This is a genomic window from Enterobacter sp. SCRI0065 (genome assembly GCF_059766475.1).
Map to the genome: position 1 here is coordinate 201,678 of NZ_JCBAJB010000004.1, position 17,629 is coordinate 219,306.

Here is a 17,629-nt window from a genome sequence, read left to right on the forward strand (position 1 = left end):
TCCTTTTTTATTCTGCAGATGATGAGCAGATTGTAGGAAGTCATCCGGCTGAGGCTTTTGATCCCACGCGGGTGATTGCTGCTTTAGCCAGCAGAATCAAGAGTAAAATTCGACGAAGATCTCATTAGAGTAATGCAAATTTGTATGCAGTTTTCATTAACTGTGATGAATGTCGAAGTGTGAATGCGGGTGAATGTTAGAATACTCACAGACCCGCACGGTGAAAATTTATACGGCGATGCCGTTGGAGAATGTTATGACCGATTTAACCGCAAGCAGCCTGCGCGCGTTGAAACTGATGGACCTGACCACCCTGAACGATGACGATACCAACGAGAAAGTGATCGCGTTGTGTCATCAGGCGAAAACCCCGGTGGGCAATACTGCCGCCATCTGTATCTATCCGCGCTTCATCCCGATTGCGCGTAAAACGCTGAACGCGCAGGGGACCCCTGACGTGCGTATCGCTACCGTCACCAACTTCCCGCACGGTAACGATGATATCGATATTGCGCTGGCAGAAACGCGCGCAGCGATCGCTTACGGCGCAGACGAAGTTGACGTGGTATTCCCGTACCGTGCGCTGATCGCGGGCAACGAGCAGGTAGGTTTCGATCTGGTGAAAGCCTGTAAAGACGCTTGTGCAGCAGCTAACGTGCTGCTGAAAGTGATCATCGAAACTGGCGAGCTGAAAGAAGAATCTCTGATTCGTAAAGCCTCTGAAATCGCGATTAAAGCCGGTGCAGATTTCATCAAAACCTCTACCGGTAAAGTGCCGGTCAACGCGACGCCAGAAAGCGCGCGCATCATGATGGAAGTTATCCGTGATATGGGCGTATCCAAAACCGTAGGCTTCAAACCTGCGGGCGGCGTACGTAGCGCGGAAGACGCACAGCAGTTCCTGGCGATCGCTGACGATCTGTTTGGCGCTGACTGGGCTGATTCCCGTCACTACCGTTTTGGCGCATCCAGCCTGCTGGCAAGCCTTCTGAAAGCGCTGGGTCACGGCGACGGTAAGAGCGCAAGCAGCTATTAATTCCATTCTTGCGGCGATTTATCGCCGCATTTAACCTGATTCCTCGGGGGTTACCGTGTTTCTCGCACAAGAAATTATTCGTAAAAAACGTGATGGTCATGCATTAAGCGACGACGAAATCCGCTTCTTTATCAACGGTATTCGCGACAACACCATTTCTGAAGGGCAGATTGCCGCCCTGGCGATGACCATCTTCTTCCACGATATGTCGATGCCTGAGCGTGTGTCGTTGACCATGGCAATGCGAGATTCAGGTAGCGTTCTGAACTGGAAGAGCCTCAACCTTAACGGCCCGATTGTGGACAAACACTCCACGGGTGGCGTAGGTGATGTCACGTCGTTAATGCTCGGCCCAATGGTGGCGGCATGCGGTGGTTACATCCCCATGATCTCTGGACGTGGCCTGGGCCATACCGGCGGTACGCTCGACAAACTGGAAGCTATTCCGGGCTTCGACATCTTCCCGGACGACAATCGTTTCCGCGAAATTATTAAAGATGTTGGTGTGGCGATTATCGGCCAGACCAGCTCTCTTGCTCCTGCGGATAAGCGTTTTTACGCCACCCGCGATATTACCGCGACCGTTGATTCCATTCCGCTGATCACCGCCTCGATCCTCGCCAAAAAGCTGGCAGAAGGTCTGGATGCGCTGGTGATGGACGTGAAGGTAGGCAGCGGTGCGTTTATGCCGACTTACGAACTCTCTGCGGCCCTGGCCGAAGCGATTGTTGGCGTATCCAACGGCGCGGGCGTGCGCACGACTGCGCTACTGACCGATATGAACCAGGTGCTGGCCTCCAGTGCGGGTAACGCGGTCGAAGTGCGCGAAGCGGTGCAGTTCCTGACCGGTGAATATCGTAATCCGCGTCTGTTAGACGTCACGATGGCGCTGTGCGTTGAGATGCTTATCTCCGGCAAGCTTGCCAAAGACGACGCCGAAGCGCGTATCAAACTTCAGGCCGTGCTGGATAACGGCAAAGCGGCCGATATCTTTGGTCGCATGGTTGCCGCGCAAAAAGGTCCGACCGATTTCGTCGAGAACTACGCGAAATATCTGCCGACCGCGACGCTGACCAAAGCGGTTTACGCCGATGCCGAAGGCTTTGTTTCTGCGATGGATACCCGTGCGCTGGGCATGGCGGTGGTCTCTATGGGCGGCGGTCGTCGTCAGGCATCGGACACAATTGATTACAGCGTGGGCTTTACCGATATGGCGCGTCTGGGCGACAGCGTTGACGGGCAGCGTCCGCTGGCTGTGATTCACGCTAAAGACGAAGCTAGCTGGCAGGAAGCGGCGAAAGCGGTGAAAGCGGCAATTAAGCTTGACGATAAAGCGCCGGAAAGCACACCAACCGTCTATCGTCGTATCAGTGAATGACTGTATACTGATCTGATCGAATTTTTATGAAGCACTAAGTACGGAGAACAATTATGAAACGTGCATTTATTATGGTGCTGGACTCATTCGGCATCGGCGCTACAGAAGATGCGGACCGCTTTGGTGATGTCGGTTCTGACACCATGGGTCATATCGCAGAAGCTTGCGCCAAAGGCGAAGCGGACGTTGGCCGTCAGGGTCCACTGAATTTGCCTAACCTGACCCGTCTGGGTCTGGTTAAAGCGCATGAAGGTTCTACCGGTAAAGTTGCCGCAGGAATGGACGGCAACGCAGAAGTCGTGGGCGCTTACGGCTGGGCGCATGAGCTCTCTTCCGGTAAAGATACCCCGTCAGGTCACTGGGAAATCGCTGGTGTTCCGGTTCTGTTCGAATGGGGATACTTCTCCGATCACGAGAACAGCTTCCCACAAAAACTGTTAGATAAGCTGGTAGAGCGCGGCAATCTGCCGGGTTACCTCGGTAACTGTCACTCTTCCGGTACTGTGATTCTGGATCAGCTCGGCGAAGAGCACATGAAAACCGGCAAACCGATTTTCTATACCTCCGCTGACTCCGTGTTCCAGATTGCCTGCCACGAAGAGACTTTCGGCCTGGATAAACTTTACGAGCTGTGCGAAATCGCCCGTGAAGAGCTGACCGAAGGCGGTTACAACATCGGTCGTGTTATCGCCCGTCCGTTTATCGGCGATAAGCCGGGCAACTTCCAGCGTACCGGCAACCGTCACGATTTGGCTGTTGAACCACCGGCGGCGACCGTTTTGCAAAAACTGGTCGACGAGAAAGACGGCCACGTGGTTTCCGTGGGTAAAATTGCGGATATCTATGCTAACTGCGGTATCACCAAAAAAGTGAAAGCCACCGGGCTGGATGCGCTGTTTGATGCGACCATCAAAGAGATGAAAGAAGCGGGCGACAAGACGATTGTCTTTACCAACTTTGTGGACTTTGACTCCTCCTGGGGCCACCGTCGCGACATCGCGGGTTACGCTGCCGGTCTGGAACTGTTCGACCGTCGTCTGCCTGAGCTGATGGAGCTGGTGGGTGAAGATGACATTCTGATCCTGACTGCTGACCACGGCTGTGACCCAAGCTGGACCGGGACCGATCACACCCGTGAGCACATTCCGGTGCTGGTGTACGGCCCGAAAGTGAAGCCTGGCTCGCTCGGTCACCGTGAAACCTTCGCGGATATCGGCCAGACCATTGCGAGCTACTTCGGTACCTCTCCAATGGACTACGGCAAAACCATGTTTTAATCACATTGGGTGCGGGCTGATGCCCTCACCCCAACCCTCTCCCACAGGGAGAGGGAGAATTTAAATGAAAAGGAACTGAAGATGGCAACCCCACACATTAATGCAGAAATGGGCGATTTCGCTGACGTTGTTTTGATGCCTGGCGACCCGCTTCGTGCGAAGCACATTGCAGAAACTTTCCTCGAAGACGTGCGTGAAGTGAACAACGTTCGCGGCATGCTGGGCTTCACCGGTACCTACAAGGGCCGCAAAATTTCCGTAATGGGCCATGGCATGGGCATCCCATCGTGCTCCATCTACACCAAAGAGCTGATCACCGATTTCGGCGTGAAGAAAATCATCCGCGTGGGCTCTTGCGGCGCGGTCCGTATGGACGTGAAACTGCGTGACATCGTTATCGGCATGGGGGCGTGTACTGATTCCAAAGTGAACCGTATGCGCTTCAAAGATCATGATTTTGCTGCCATTGCTGACTTCGGCATGGTGCGTGACGCGGTAGACGCAGCCAAAGCGCTGGGCGTTGAAGCACGCGTGGGCAACATCTTCTCTGCTGACCTGTTCTACTCTCCGGACGGCGGCGAAATGTTCGACGTGATGGAAAAGTACGGCATCCTGGGCGTGGAAATGGAAGCGGCGGGCATCTACGGTGTGGCGGCTGAGTTTGGTGCGAAAGCGCTGACCATCTGTACCGTATCTGACCATATCCGTACTCACGAGCAGACCACTGCTGCTGAGCGTCAGACGACCTTCAACGATATGATCAAAATCGCGCTGGAATCCGTTTTGCTGGGCGATAAAGAGTAATGTTGTCTGCCGGGTAGCGTTCGCCGCCCGGCATTTTTTCTGGTCACTGCTGCGTCAGCACTTCCCACATCAGATCACTTTCGAGCGCTGTGATATCGGTAGAGAATGAAAATTGCCGATCGTTCAGTACCGGCGTCAGTTTCATCGTAAAACTCAAATTTTTACCGCTCACGGTAGCCTCGTTTTCAACGGCAACAATCCCATCATTATTATGCAAAAGCAGACTTTCCATGCTTTCACCATTCGGGGTTAGGCGGGCGCGATCAACCGTCTTTGCGAAGGGATAGCTCTTGCCGTCCACCACCATCTGGCTGACGCGCACTGCCAGTCCGCCACTCTCGCCAAAATAGAATCGACCTTTTTCCCCAGCTCGCCCCTGAATAAACAGAGCGACAGGTCGACTTTCCGGGCAGTTGACGTTGACATTGATCTCTCTTGACGGCATCTGGTTCCAGCCTTTTTTGGCGTTAACAATGTCATCTTGTTTAAAAAGCCCAAAGCTGGCGTTGCTGGAGCTTAGGCTTAGCTGACATTTGTCATCGGCCAGCGCTGTGCGGGAAGAGATGGAAGATATCGCAGCAACCGCAAGCAGCAGCGTTATTCCGTGGAATTTCATTGGCAGACTCCTTTTGCCGTTTCGTAAAACGCCTCTTTATCCTGGATGTCACTTAACGTGTAATTGATGCGGCACAGTCGTTGCATATTGTCATCTACGGCATACAGCGCCGGGCTTTCTGACATATCGGTGACAAAAACGCGCCCGCTATCAACCGCGCTGACCAGGTAATTGTTTTTCTCATCAACGATACTGGTCCCTTTCGGTAGCCAGTTGCCGTCTGCCTGTTTTACTTCCAGCATTACGCGGCGAGTATTAAGGACTTTAAAATCAAGTTCTTTAAAGGATGCATGAGCCGCAGAAATGCTTTTGATGCCGTTAGCCAGATCCATACTTTTCGGTAAGGTATTGGCGTTAATTTCAATTCGTGATTTCCGCCATTCTGTCATCCCTGGTACAACAGCCTGGCCCCAGCGGTCGGTCCACACTCGGCCCTGAGGAGTGGAAATTTCAATGCCGCTCTGAGGTTCGCTCAGACGGGCAATTGCAAAAGTATCTTTAAGTTCATAAGGGGAGAACGTCACGCCATGTGCATGTGCCGCCATACCGCCGGAGAGCGTTGCGCTGTAGTTGCGCTGATTATCGCCACTGGCTCCCCCGCCAATACTGAGCTGTGTGTAATGCAGGTTGGTGTTGATGTTACCGTTAAAGCTATTTTCGCGAGTCTGGTCATCCCGATCCGCGGAAATGTAGTAGTTTGTGTTTTCGCCCAACGCCCCGCTGTTCTGTAGGCCATAAGTGGTTTTATCGCCCTGGCTACGCATATAGGTACCGATACGCTGTGAGCCACCAATTGGGATGCTGACGTTGACATAGAACATGTCATCGTTGTCCGCCACACTGTCATCGTCGTCATCCTGCTGATTCAGCGCGTGTTGCCAGTTAGCTGAAATGTTCATGTATTTGAACGAGCGTCCCCAGGAGACGATGATGCTACGAGTATCATCGGCGTCATCCGTCGCCTGATAACCGTAATAGCCGAGTGAGAAGCTTCCCAGAACGTCATTGCTCCAGCTCAGGTTCGCGCTGTAACTACTCTGGTACCCGTCAAAGTCATCATTTAGGGCTTCGGTGAATTCGCGATAGTCAGCGCTGTATTTTGCGGCGCTTAAATCGACATTCAGGCTGCCAGGTAGCGCCATGCTGGTGCGCAGCTCACCTTTTGCTCCCTGTAACGATTCACCGTAGGACGCCTTGCTGCCTAGCATTGAGCCAGAGAACATCAGGTTTTCGGCTGGAAGCCACTGCAACATTCCTCCGGCGGCCTGGTATTCCTGAGCCAGCACGCCAGAGGTGGTGGTTGTCCAGTCTCTGTCCAGACGCCAGCCGTTGGAAACGTTGTAAACCCACGGCTTGTCGTAATCGCTCTCGGTGTCGCGAACGCGACCCAGAGACATGGCTAAGCCCACCGGACGGGACACACGGAAATTAAACGATGAAGCGGGTACGATGAAGCGGGTGATTGACCCATCGGTTTCCACCACGCTGACGTTGAGGTCGGCATTGCCCCGCACGACGGGAACATTTTCAAGGTTGAACGGACCGGCGTTGACCAGCGTAGAGTAGATCAACTGCCCTGACTGGCGGACTTCAACGCGCGCCTGGGGGCCGCGGGCAAGCCCTTTTACGGCGATCCCCGGCGTATCCTGCGCTAACCCCTGCTCGGGAATAAACTGTACGCCATTGATTGAGGCTCCGCTAAAAAGCGGAGAGTTTACGTTGATCTGCCCGACCTGGGCGCGCGTTTTTTGTGCCTGAAACACGTGTTCGGCATAGGTATATAAGCTGTCGGTGGAATATTTTCCATTGTCGTCAGTTAACATATACCGACTGCGTAAGGTCCACTCCGCAATATTTAAACCGGCTTCGAGATTGGCCTGTGAATAAGTGTGCGACTCAGAGCCTGTTGTTTCGCTCCGGCTAGTGAACGCGTTGTAGTTAATCAGCCCGGCAGTTCCCCCCTTCACAAAGTTTTGCGGAGTAAGAAAGCCGTTGTCCAGCGCTTCTGCGGGTAAGAAAAGCTCCAGCGCTTCACTGCCCGGTATCGGGTTAATCACTGCCGAGGGATAATCGGCCTGTAAATTATGGCAGGTTTCGTTTGCGCTGATGCGCAGAGGCATTAATCCTGTCGCGCTAAGAAAATCCGCGTCAACGCAAAGCTGGCCTTTATCACCAAAAAGTACGGCCAGTGAGCCTTTATCGACACCGTTAATTTTTAGGGAAACCGTATGTCTTCCGGGCAAAAAACGAGGTGCATCGGCAAAATACTCTGCAAGGTTTTTGCTGATCCCTCTGGACGTCAATATATTGGTTTCAAACGACACTTCCCTGGCCTGTATTGTCAGGCCAGGGAGAATAGATAGAGTCAGCGAGCAATAGAGTGCCGCTCGAATATAAGAAGGAAGGTTAAGGCTATTCACTCATTAACTCGCATTAGTTTTTTTATTATTGCGCCAGTGGGGCGGTGAAATCTGGAACATTAATGCCGTAGCGGCTTGCCGGATAAAAACGTACGGATTTATCGCCGTTGATGCTTTTCTTCACCGCGACGTTCAGCGTTTCACCTGGCAGAATGTAGGTTTTTTTCAGATAGCCTGCGGTGCCAGAAGGCTGGAAAGTGACGTTCTGTGCCAGACGTACCACATACGCGGAAGGATTTTTTACTTTGATATTTTGGCCACTGCCAGACCATGTCAGCAGCTTCCAGGCATCGGTGACGACAGGCAGATTTTTAGGGCGAATTAACACCGGTAGATCCTGGCGCATATTGAAGCCTATCTTGATGTTTTTATCGCTATTCTTGGGCGGTATACCTTCAAATGTCACACGTTTCAGGTGTTCAACCGTAAGAGGCTGCTGGCTCTCCATAATAAAGCGCAGTTGCTGCTGCTGGCCAGGCTCTACGCGAACCACTGGCTGAGTGACGTTCAGCTTAACCCCGTTATCATCGGGCAGGTCAACAATGCTGGTATAAAGCAACGCGGGGAAGTTGTCGGTATTTTTGACATTCATAACGCCGCTGTGAGTGGATTCATCAATGACCAGCAACGTTGTTTCAGGCACCATTCCAGCGGCATTGGCCTGTATTAGAAAAATAGAAAAAACAAGAGGGGCGGCAAACGCAAATTTGCAAAGAAATGGAGTCGCTGACATCGAGATTAATCCTTTAACCTGAGAAATAACCTCCCCTCTAATGGGGGGAGGTCTTATATTCTAAATATCGCAGTGATAGTTAGAGGTATTTTACGGTGATCGTCGCCTGGCCTGCGAGACTGGTGTCATCCGTGATGGCAAGCGTAGTGGTATCTTTAATGGCCAGAGACACTTTCAGTGGGAAGACTGCAGTGACGTAAGACAGTGGCTCAGCGCTGCCGGAAACTGCCACCGTCATCATTTCCGCATCTGCATTTTTGATGATACCGGTGGTGGATTTCGCCCACGTTGGGCTGGCAGCGGCACCGGAGATAGCATCAACCTTGACACCGTCAGCCGTGACGTTGGAGATGTCGGTAAACACTGAATAGGCACCGATTTTCACCTTGCCTGCGGTTTCGCCTACGCCATAGGACTGGTCGGCGCTGTTCACCGAGCCGTTTGCGGCGTCTGCGTTAGTGATGGTGATGTCGCTTGCGCGAGTTCCTGCGTTGTTATCTGTGATAGTCCAGCCAGCTTTAGCACCCGCATCCGGGCATTTGATGCTCAGGGAAACATCTTTGGTGCCCAGTTGGTTATCGCTGGTAGCTGATAAGCCAGCCAGGTGGATAGAGCCATAATCAACGGTGCCGCCGCCAGACAGGGTTGGCGTACAGGCTTCGACGGAGAGCAAGCCAGTAACTTTCAGTTGGGCGGTAGCGTCAGCTGCGTTTGCGCCCGCGGAGGTCAGTGTCATCGCAATGGCAGTGGCAACTAAAATCTTTTTCATTGTTGTTCCTTAACAGTTAATTCATCGCGTCTGTTTCGGTGACGCGAGTAATAATTACAAGTAGCGCAGAGTAATGGTTGCCAGGCCGACAATTGGCGTATTGTCAGTAATCGCCAGCGTACTGGTTTTTTGAACCGCCAGGCCTACGCGCATGGGGAATACGCCGGTGGTAAAAGCGGTTGGCAGATAGTCGCCAGTGTCAGTTGTGAGCGTAATTGCACTTGCGCCATCGTTGGTGACATTGTCGTAATCAGACCCTGCATTGAAGTGTGTCCAGACGACTTGTTCCCCAGACATCCCTCCCTCTACAAGGGACGCTGCCTTTCCATCAGCCGTTGCACCATTCTGGTTGAGCGTGACGGCGTAAGCCCCAATGTTGACGCCACCAGCGGTTTTACCGACACCAAAGCGTCCGTCTGAGGTCCAGACATCATCGCCCTCATTCCAGCCTGGGTTAACAATGGTAATGGAGGCTGCTTCACCCACGGTGTTGTCCTGGATGGTCCAACCCACTTTTGTAGGTGATTGACAATTGATGGTCAACGTGAGGTCTTTTTTACCTAACTGATTGGTGTCCGTTGCAGACAGCGTGTCGACATAGTGTGTACCGAAATCAACAGTGCCTCCGCCGGTCATTTCAGGCGTGCAGGCATCATTGGTCAGAGTACCGATGACCTTCAACTGTGCGGTATTCTCATTTGCTGCCTGCGCAGTCATGGAAAACGTCATTGCGACGGCGGTTGCAATTAATAATTTTTTCATCGTTAGTCCTTAACGAATAAATAGCGTTAACACGGGGATTAAATATTATTTTTGGAGCGGGTATTTTGATGTGGGAGGTTGTAATAATCTATTTAATTAATCTGCAAGATAAATGTAGTAAATATTAATCATAACGCTTGCTATATGTATTTTATTTAAAGTTGTGCTTTTAAAACGGTATGTATAAATGGTGATTATGCTTTTGCACTATTTGTCATAGTGTGAACATAAATTTCTTTATGTTACAAGAGTTAACGGAACAATCCTTGTCCCTTATCACTTATGCTTAGCGTACGGCTTGTCCAATCCACTCCGACAGTTCCCTCAGCTCTTTTTCCTGTTCAGGGAAATCGCCAATCAACGTGTCGCATTCCTGTTGCAGCATATCTGCACGATAAATACACCCCTGCAAACGGGCGGCTAATGCTTCCAGCGGAGCCGGGTTGAGGCTATCGGTAAAGACCTGTGTCCGGGTTATATGGCCTCTTTCGACATCAAAGTGCAGCTCCACGCCACCCCAGGTAAAGCGCTCATCAAGAAGATGCGAGAACGCAGGCGCTTGCCCAAAGTTCCATTCCCAGCTGCTCTGGCGGGCAAAGGTCTCAGCAAAGTGGGGTAGGTCAGGGATTTTATCCGGCGAAATGACTTCTGCCTCTACGCGCTCACCGTAATGTTCAAAGAACGATTCACGGATGGCGTCGCAAATTTGTTCATGGGTGATCCCCGGCAGAAGCTCGACGAGATTCGCCACGCGGCCGCGCACTGAGGTAATCCCCTTGGCCTGTAGCTTTTTCTTATCAGGGTTAAGGTAATTCGCCAGACGGCTCAAATCGGCATTGAGCAAGAGTGTGCCGTGATGAAAGCCACGATCCATCGTTTCTTTATAGGCTGACCCCGATACTTTACGATCGCCCTCGGTCGTTTTCACCACCAGATCGTTTCGCCCGGAGGCTTCTGCCGTCACGCCCAGCGAATTCAGCGCGTTAAGCACTATTGACGTGGAGATGGTTTTGTCATATTCCGGTTTGCCTGCCATAAAGGTAAAGCAGGTATTGCCGAGATCGTGAAACACCGCCCCGCCACCGCTGCTGCGACGGGCCAGGCGCACGTTGTCCTCTTCCATGCGGCGCGTGTTGCACTCTTTCCACGGATTTTGCGCGCGGCCAATGACCACCGTATCGGCATTACGCCACAGAAACAGCACGCGCTGCGTGGCGGGCATCTGGCGGAAGATGCACTCTTCTACCGCGAGGTTAAACCAAGGGTCGTGGGAGTCAGAGATAAGCAGGCGTAACGTCGTCATGGCAAAGTTCCTTTTCCGGATCGTTTGCCTACTTTATCACTAATCTTTCTTGTCGCCTTCGTCCTCTTCCGGCACGGATTTGCTGGCGGTAAGCAGGAAAGGGGATTGTTGCCAGCGGGTGCGTTTACCCTGCAACAGCGTGCGCGTTAGCACCACGCCGATAGCCAGCGAAAGCAGCAGCATCAGCCGTAGAATATTGGTGGTGTTATCGACCTGCTTTGCCTCGGTCGCCAGCGTGTGGGTATCCAGCGTCAGCCGCAGATAGCCGAGTGGGCCATTCTTACCCTGGATCGGTTCGACGATTTGCTGATTAAAATAGCCACCCGCCTTTTTACCGTCGAGCGCCAGCCTGTCGCGCACGTCGATATGCTCACCAGCGCGTACAATCAGATCGCCCTGTTCGTCATACACACCGGCGTCCAGGATACGGCTCTCTTCCGTTAACAGATGCAGGACCTGGCTGATTCTTTTCTCATCCGGCGTTTCGGTCCGCATCGCCGGGGCGATGTTGAGCGTTACCTGTCGCGCTAACGTGCGGGCTAACTCTTCAAGCTGCGGATTACGCTGTCGTTGATGATTCTGGCTAAACCAGGATGCCCCCTGCATCAGCGCCACTAAAAGCGCGAGGCAGAAAAGAACAATCACTGCACGATGTAGCCGGAATTTCAGTTTTGTGCGAGCCATATACCACCTGTTGAAAATTTACGGCTTAATGTTGCCAGAAGTGATGGTTACAAGGTAGCCTCATGCGTTATTTTCCCCTGGAACCTTCCGGCGCGAACCATTTTACAGGAGCTTCAATGCCGAACATTACCTGGTGCGATCTGCCTAATGATGTCTCTTTATGGCCAGGATTGCCGCTTTCTTTAAGTGGTGATGAGGTGATGCCACTGGATTACCATGCTGGCCGTAGCGGCTGGTTGCTGTACGGACGCGGCCTGGATAAGCAAAGCCTGACTCAGTATCAAACCAAACTGGGTGCGGCGATGGTGATTGTTGCCGCGTGGTGCGTGGAAGATTATCAGGTGCTGCGCCTGGCCGGTTCGCTGACCGCGCGCGCAACCCGTCTGGCGCACGACGCCGGTCTGGACGTGGCTCCGCTGGGTAAAATCCCGCATCTGAAAACGCCAGGTCTGCTGGTGATGGACATGGACTCGACCGCTATCCAGATCGAATGTATTGACGAAATCGCCAAGCTGGCCGGTAGCGGCGAGATGGTCGCAGAAGTGACCGAACGTGCGATGCGCGGTGAACTCGATTTTACCGCCAGCCTGCGACAGCGCGTGGCAACCCTCAAAGGTGCGGATGCCAATATTCTGCGTCAGGTTCGCGACGATCTGCCGCTGATGCCCGGCCTGATTCAGCTGGTTCTTAAGCTCGAAACACTGGGCTGGAAAGTGGCCATTGCCTCCGGTGGATTTACGTTCTTTGCGGACTACCTGCGCGACAAACTGCGTCTGACCACCGTGGTGGCTAACGAGCTGGAAATCATGGACGGTAAGCTCACCGGGCAGGTGATTGGCGATATCGTAGACGCGCAGTACAAAGCGAACACGCTCACGCGTCTGGCTGAAAAATATGAAATTTCCGTCGAACAGACCGTCGCGATCGGTGACGGTGCTAACGATCTGCCGATGATCAAAGTTGCAGGCCTTGGCATTGCGTATCACGCCAAGCCTAAAGTCAATGAAAAGACAGAAGTCACTATCCGTCATGCTGACCTGATGGGTGTATTTTGCATTCTGTCCGGCAGCGTGAATATGAAATAAAGAGGTCAACCGTGGCGAAAGCTCCAAAACGCGCATTTGTCTGTAATGAATGTGGTGCCGATTACCCACGCTGGCAAGGACAATGCAGCGCCTGTCATGCCTGGAACACCATTACCGAAGTGCGCGGTGTGGCCGCCTCACCAACGGTTGCTCGTAATGAACGGCTGAGCGGTTATGCGGGCAATGCGGGCGTCTCGAAAGTGCAGAAGCTTTCCGAGATAAGCCTGGATGAAGTGCCGCGCTTTTCCACCGGCTTTAAAGAGTTCGATCGCGTGCTCGGTGGCGGCGTGGTGCCGGGCAGTGCCATTCTGATTGGCGGCAACCCAGGCGCGGGTAAATCAACATTACTGCTGCAAACCCTGTGCAAACTGTCTGAACAGATGAAAACGCTGTACGTCACCGGCGAAGAATCCTTACAGCAGGTTGCCATGCGCGCGCATCGTCTGAATTTACCGACGGGCAATCTTAATATGCTGTCGGAAACCAGCATCGAACAGATCTGCATGATTGCGGAAGAAGAGCAGCCGAAGCTGATGGTGATCGACTCCATCCAGGTGATGCACATGGCGGACATCCAGTCCTCTCCAGGCAGCGTGGCTCAGGTGCGCGAAACGGCGGCCTACCTGACGCGCTTTGCCAAAACACGCGGCGTGGCGATTGTGATGGTGGGCCATGTCACCAAAGACGGCTCGCTGGCAGGACCTAAAGTGCTTGAACACTGTATCGACTGTTCCGTGATGCTGGATGGTGACGCCGACTCTCGATTCCGCACGCTGCGCAGCCATAAAAACCGTTTTGGGGCGGTGAATGAGCTGGGCGTTTTTGCGATGACTGAACAGGGGCTGCGCGAAGTCAGCAATCCGTCGGCGATTTTCTTAAGCCGCGGCGATGAAATCACCTCGGGCAGTTCGGTGATGGTGCTGTGGGAAGGGACGCGTCCATTGCTTGTCGAGATTCAGGCGCTGGTGGATCAATCAATGATGGGCAACCCGCGCCGCGTGGCGGTCGGGCTTGAGCAAAACCGTCTGGCAATCTTACTGGCCGTATTGCACCGTCACGGTGGCCTGCAAATGGCGGATCAGGACGTGTTTGTCAACGTCGTCGGTGGCGTCAAAGTCACTGAAACCAGTGCCGATCTGGCGCTGTTACTGGCGATGGTTTCCAGTCTGCGTAATCGTCCGCTGCCGCAGGATCTGGTGGTGTTTGGTGAAGTGGGGCTGGCGGGGGAAATTCGCCCGGTGCCGAGTGGTCAGGAGCGCATTTCCGAAGCAGCAAAACACGGCTTTCGTCGGGCCATTGTTCCGGCCGCCAACGTGCCGAAAAAGTTGCCGGAAGGGATGAAAGTGTTTCCTGTCAAAAAACTCTCAGATGCATTAAGCGTCTTTGACGACCTATAATTGCGTATACGATTTTGCAGGAGGCATCGTAATTTATGTCATCATTTGACTACATCAAAACCGCAATCCGCCAAAAAGGCTGCACGTTGCAGCAGGTAGCGGAAGCGAGCGGCATGACCAAAGGCTATTTGAGCCAGCTGCTGAATGCCAAAATCAAAAGCCCAAGCGCGCAAAAGCTGGAGGCTTTACACCGCTTCCTGGGCCTTGAATTCCCGCGCATGCAAAAGAATATCGGCGTGGTGTTTGGTAAATTTTACCCGCTTCATACCGGGCATATTTATCTGATCCAGCGCGCCTGTAGCCAGGTGGATGAACTGCATATCATCATGGGCTACGATGAAACGCGTGACCGCAAACTCTTTGAAGACAGCGCTATGTCGCAACAGCCGACGGTTCCCGATCGTTTGCGTTGGCTGCTCCAGACCTTCAAATACCAGAAAAACATCCGCATTCATGCTTTTAACGAAGAGGGCATGGAGCCTTATCCGCACGGCTGGGACGTCTGGAGTAACGGCATTAAAGCGTTCATGGAAGAGAAGGGCATTACGCCTAACTGGATCTACACGTCCGAAGAGTCCGATGCGCCGCAGTTTCGCGAACATCTGGGCACTGAAACGGTGCTGATTGACCCAAAACGCACGTTTATGAACATCAGCGGCGGGCAGATCCGCGAAAACCCGTTCCGCTACTGGGATTATATTCCTACTGAAGTGAAACCTTTCTTTGTCCGTACGGTGGCGATTCTGGGCGGGGAGTCCAGCGGCAAGTCAACGCTGGTCAACAAGCTGGCAAACATCTTCAATACCTCCAGTGCGTGGGAATATGGGCGTGATTACGTCTTCTCCCATTTGGGCGGTGACGAGATGGCGCTCCAGTATTCTGACTACGATAAAATCGCCCTGGGCCACGCGCAGTACATCGATTTTGCGGTGAAATACGCGAATAAAGTGGCGTTTGTTGATACCGATTTCGTCACCACCCAGGCGTTTTGTAAAAAGTATGAAGGGCGCGAACATCCGTTTGTGCAGGCGCTGATTGACGAATATCGGTTTGACTTAGTGATCCTGCTGGAGAACAACACCCCGTGGGTCGCAGACGGTATGCGCAGCCTTGGTAGCTCGGTAGACAGAAAAGAGTTCCAGACCATGCTGGTGGATATGCTCAACGAGAACAACGTGGAGTTTGTGAAGGTGGAGGAGTCGGACTACGACAGCCGGTTCCTGCGCTGTGTCGAGCTGGTGAAAGCGCTGGTGGGCGATCAGCGGTAAAACATTCTCCCCTCACCCTAACCCTCTCCCCAATAGGGGCGAGGGGATAGCTGGGTGCGGTAGGGGGTACGGTCCGGGGAGAATTAAAACGCAACGACAACTTTGCCGCGCATATGCCCGTCCAGCACTTTGCGATGGGCCTCAGTGATGCTCTCTACACTCAATCCATGCAGAGTGTCGCTGAGTGAGCTTTTCACCACGCCGTTATCCACCAGTTTTGCCACTTCGTCTAAGATCTCGCCCTGGCGCGCCATGTCCTGTGTCTGATACATACTGCGGGTGTACATAAATTCCCAGTGCAGCGCGGCAGATTTAGACTTTAGTTGGTTTTGATCCAGCGGATGCTCGTTCTCAACGATGGTGCAGATATGGCCCTGCGGCGCAATCAGCTCGCTCACGGCGGCCCAGTGGCCGTCGGTATCGTTCAGAATAAAAATGTAATCGACGTATTTGATGTCGTGTTTAGCCAGTTCACTGGGCAGATCGCGGTAGTTCACCACCAAATCGGCACCACGATCGCGACACCACTGAGCAGAGTCTTCCCGAGAGGCTGTGGCGATCACGTTAATTTGACTGTTGTGCTTCGCAAAGGGGATTGCCAGGGATCCCACTCCGCCTGCCCCCCCCACGATCAGCAGTGTTTTATCCGATCCGGCATCCTGAATGTTCAATCTTTCAAACAACCCTTCCCATGCGGTCAGCGCCGTAAGCGGTAAGGCTGCGGATGCTGCCCAATCCAGCGTGCGCGGTTTATGACCGACAATACGGGCGTCTATCAACTGATGCGTAGCGTTGCTGCCGGAGCGGGTGATGTCGCCGGCGTACCACACTTCATCTCCTGCCTTAAACTGCGTGACGGCAGACCCGACGGCTTTGACAATCCCGCTGGCATCCCAGCCCAGAATACGGGGTTCTTTCAGGCCATTTTTCGCAATATTGGCGTGGACCTTGGTATCGACCGGGTTAATGGAGACGGCTTTCACTTCGACCAGCAGATCGTGCTCGCCAGGTTGCGGCATCGGAAGAGGGATCTCAATGAACGTAGCAGGATCGTTGGGGTTTACGGCGATGGCTTTCACTGACATGGTTTGCTCCTCAAGGAATGCGTTCTAATGAGGCTAGTCTATTAAATCGCCAGCGGCATGATAAGATGGACAATCAAGAACGAAGTGTTCGCCTCGGATGAACAATGATGTTTAAACAGCTTCAGGATATGGCGCTGTTTGCGCTGGTGGCGGAAATGGGCAGTTTTACCGCCGCCGCGCAGAAAGCGGGTTTACCAAAATCCAGCGTCAGCCAGCGCGTGAGTCAACTTGAGCAGCAGCTAGGCCTGAGGCTCCTTAACCGCACCACCCGCAAGCTGAATCTGACCTTTGCGGGCGAGCACTATCTGGTGCACTGCCGGGAGATGCTGGCAGCGAGCGAGCGTGCGGAATACGCTATTCAGCGCCTGCGCGACAACCCCAGCGGGCGCTTACGTATCACTTGCCCCGCCGGTATTGGCGCGACGCTGCTGGCGCATCTCAACGCTGAATTTCAGCGGCGCTATCCTGATGTCTCGCTGGATGTCTGCATTTCGGATGATGTGAAAGATTTGGTTGAGTCAGGCTTTGACGTCGCGCTGCGTACTGGAAAGCCACAGGACTCTTCGCTGATTGGTCGCATGATTGGCCATTGTCCACGTTACATGCTCGCTTCACCCGCTTATCTGGCGCGTTTTGCCCCGGTGACTCATCCGCGCCAGCTGGTGGAGCATCGCTGCATCACGCACAAAGCCTGGCCCGAGTGGTTATTGCGCCGAGAGAGCGACGATTATCGCCATTTGCCGGACAACGCGCATGTTACCGACAATCTGGTTTATGCCCGTGAAAGTGCGATAGCGGGGGCGGGTATTACGCTGCTTCCGGCTTTTCTGCTGGAGGATAAAGTTGAAAAAGGGGCGTTAGTACCGGTGCTGCCTGAATGGAGCGTTGAGGGCAATGAGCTTTGGCTGGCCTATCCGAGTCGTAAACTGAACTCCCCGGCGCTGATGAGCTATATCGACTTTGCGATGCAGTCTGATGAGGTGAAACGCTTTTACGTGGGAGCTTGACTATG

General features: G+C 53.2%; 16 protein-coding genes. 8 read left to right on the plus strand and 8 right to left on the minus strand.

Features of this window, described 5'->3' with window-relative positions; translation table 11 throughout:
* The first annotated feature begins 256 nt into the window (after positions 1-256).
* The 4 genes from deoC (at position 257) to deoD (ending at position 4,495) form a co-directional block, all read left to right on the plus strand.
* Complete coding sequence (deoC, locus tag AC6EMZ_RS13485; protein WP_498403015.1) at positions 257-1,036, plus strand: deoxyribose-phosphate aldolase; 780 nt, start codon at positions 257-259, stop codon at positions 1,034-1,036.
* Positions 1,037-1,091: 55 nt separating this feature from the next.
* Complete coding sequence (gene deoA / locus AC6EMZ_RS13490; protein WP_498403016.1) at positions 1,092-2,414, plus strand: thymidine phosphorylase; 1,323 nt, start codon at positions 1,092-1,094, stop codon at positions 2,412-2,414.
* A 53-nt stretch (positions 2,415-2,467) separates the two neighbouring features.
* Complete coding sequence (deoB, locus tag AC6EMZ_RS13495) at positions 2,468-3,691, plus strand: phosphopentomutase (protein ID WP_498403018.1); 1,224 nt, start codon at positions 2,468-2,470, stop codon at positions 3,689-3,691.
* Between the two features lie 81 nt (positions 3,692-3,772).
* Positions 3,773-4,495, plus strand: a complete 723-nt coding sequence (deoD, locus tag AC6EMZ_RS13500) for a purine-nucleoside phosphorylase (RefSeq protein ID WP_498403019.1) — start codon at positions 3,773-3,775, stop codon at positions 4,493-4,495.
* 43 nt (positions 4,496-4,538) lie between these two features.
* Here deoD and AC6EMZ_RS13505 read toward each other — a convergent pair whose 3' ends face one another.
* From AC6EMZ_RS13505 to AC6EMZ_RS13535, 7 genes are all read right to left on the minus strand, one after another.
* Positions 4,539-5,111 (minus strand): DUF1120 domain-containing protein, encoded by a 573-nt coding sequence (locus AC6EMZ_RS13505; protein WP_498403020.1) that lies wholly within the window; start codon positions 5,109-5,111, stop codon positions 4,539-4,541.
* Entirely contained in the window at positions 5,108-7,531 is a 2,424-nt protein-coding gene (locus AC6EMZ_RS13510) for a fimbrial biogenesis usher protein (RefSeq protein WP_498403022.1), read from the minus strand. Before AC6EMZ_RS13510 ends, AC6EMZ_RS13505 begins: the two co-directional genes overlap by 4 nt.
* A gap of 25 nt (positions 7,532-7,556) precedes the next feature.
* Positions 7,557-8,264 carry a fimbria/pilus chaperone family protein gene (locus tag AC6EMZ_RS13515; protein ID WP_498403024.1) on the minus strand — a complete coding sequence of 236 codons (708 nt, stop codon included), beginning with the start codon at positions 8,262-8,264 and terminating at the stop codon, positions 7,557-7,559.
* Positions 8,265-8,343: 79 nt separating this feature from the next.
* A complete protein-coding gene (locus AC6EMZ_RS13520) occupies positions 8,344-9,033 on the minus strand; it encodes a DUF1120 domain-containing protein (RefSeq protein ID WP_498403025.1) in 690 nt (229 codons plus the stop codon).
* A gap of 54 nt (positions 9,034-9,087) precedes the next feature.
* Positions 9,088-9,795 (minus strand): DUF1120 domain-containing protein, encoded by a 708-nt coding sequence (locus AC6EMZ_RS13525; RefSeq protein WP_498403027.1) that lies wholly within the window; start codon positions 9,793-9,795, stop codon positions 9,088-9,090.
* A gap of 286 nt (positions 9,796-10,081) precedes the next feature.
* Positions 10,082-11,098, minus strand: coding sequence for a lipoate--protein ligase (lplA, locus tag AC6EMZ_RS13530; protein WP_498403028.1), 1,017 nt, complete (start codon positions 11,096-11,098; stop codon positions 10,082-10,084).
* Positions 11,099-11,137: 39 nt separating this feature from the next.
* Entirely contained in the window at positions 11,138-11,782 is a 645-nt protein-coding gene (locus tag AC6EMZ_RS13535) for a YtjB family periplasmic protein (RefSeq protein ID WP_498403029.1), read from the minus strand.
* A gap of 116 nt (positions 11,783-11,898) precedes the next feature.
* Here AC6EMZ_RS13535 and serB point away from each other — a divergent pair, with 116 nt between their 5' ends.
* From serB to nadR, 3 genes are read left to right on the plus strand one after another with little or no spacing between them, the layout of a single operon-like run.
* Complete coding sequence (gene serB / locus AC6EMZ_RS13540; RefSeq protein WP_498403030.1) at positions 11,899-12,867, plus strand: phosphoserine phosphatase; 969 nt, start codon at positions 11,899-11,901, stop codon at positions 12,865-12,867.
* Between the two features lie 11 nt (positions 12,868-12,878).
* On the plus strand, positions 12,879-14,264 hold the full coding sequence (gene radA / locus AC6EMZ_RS13545; protein WP_498403031.1) for a DNA repair protein RadA: 1,386 nt from the start codon (positions 12,879-12,881) through the stop codon (positions 14,262-14,264).
* Positions 14,265-14,299: 35 nt separating this feature from the next.
* Complete coding sequence (gene nadR, locus AC6EMZ_RS13550) at positions 14,300-15,532, plus strand: multifunctional transcriptional regulator/nicotinamide-nucleotide adenylyltransferase/ribosylnicotinamide kinase NadR (protein WP_498403032.1); 1,233 nt, start codon at positions 14,300-14,302, stop codon at positions 15,530-15,532.
* Between the two features lie 83 nt (positions 15,533-15,615).
* On the opposite strand, the gene AC6EMZ_RS13555 is transcribed toward nadR, so the two are convergent.
* Positions 15,616-16,617, minus strand: coding sequence for a zinc-binding alcohol dehydrogenase family protein (locus tag AC6EMZ_RS13555; protein WP_498403033.1), 1,002 nt, complete (start codon positions 16,615-16,617; stop codon positions 15,616-15,618).
* A gap of 107 nt (positions 16,618-16,724) precedes the next feature.
* Between AC6EMZ_RS13555 and AC6EMZ_RS13560 the strand changes: the two genes are divergently transcribed.
* Positions 16,725-17,624, plus strand: coding sequence for a LysR family transcriptional regulator (locus tag AC6EMZ_RS13560; RefSeq protein WP_498403278.1), 900 nt, complete (start codon positions 16,725-16,727; stop codon positions 17,622-17,624).
* Positions 17,625-17,629 lie beyond the last annotated feature (5 nt).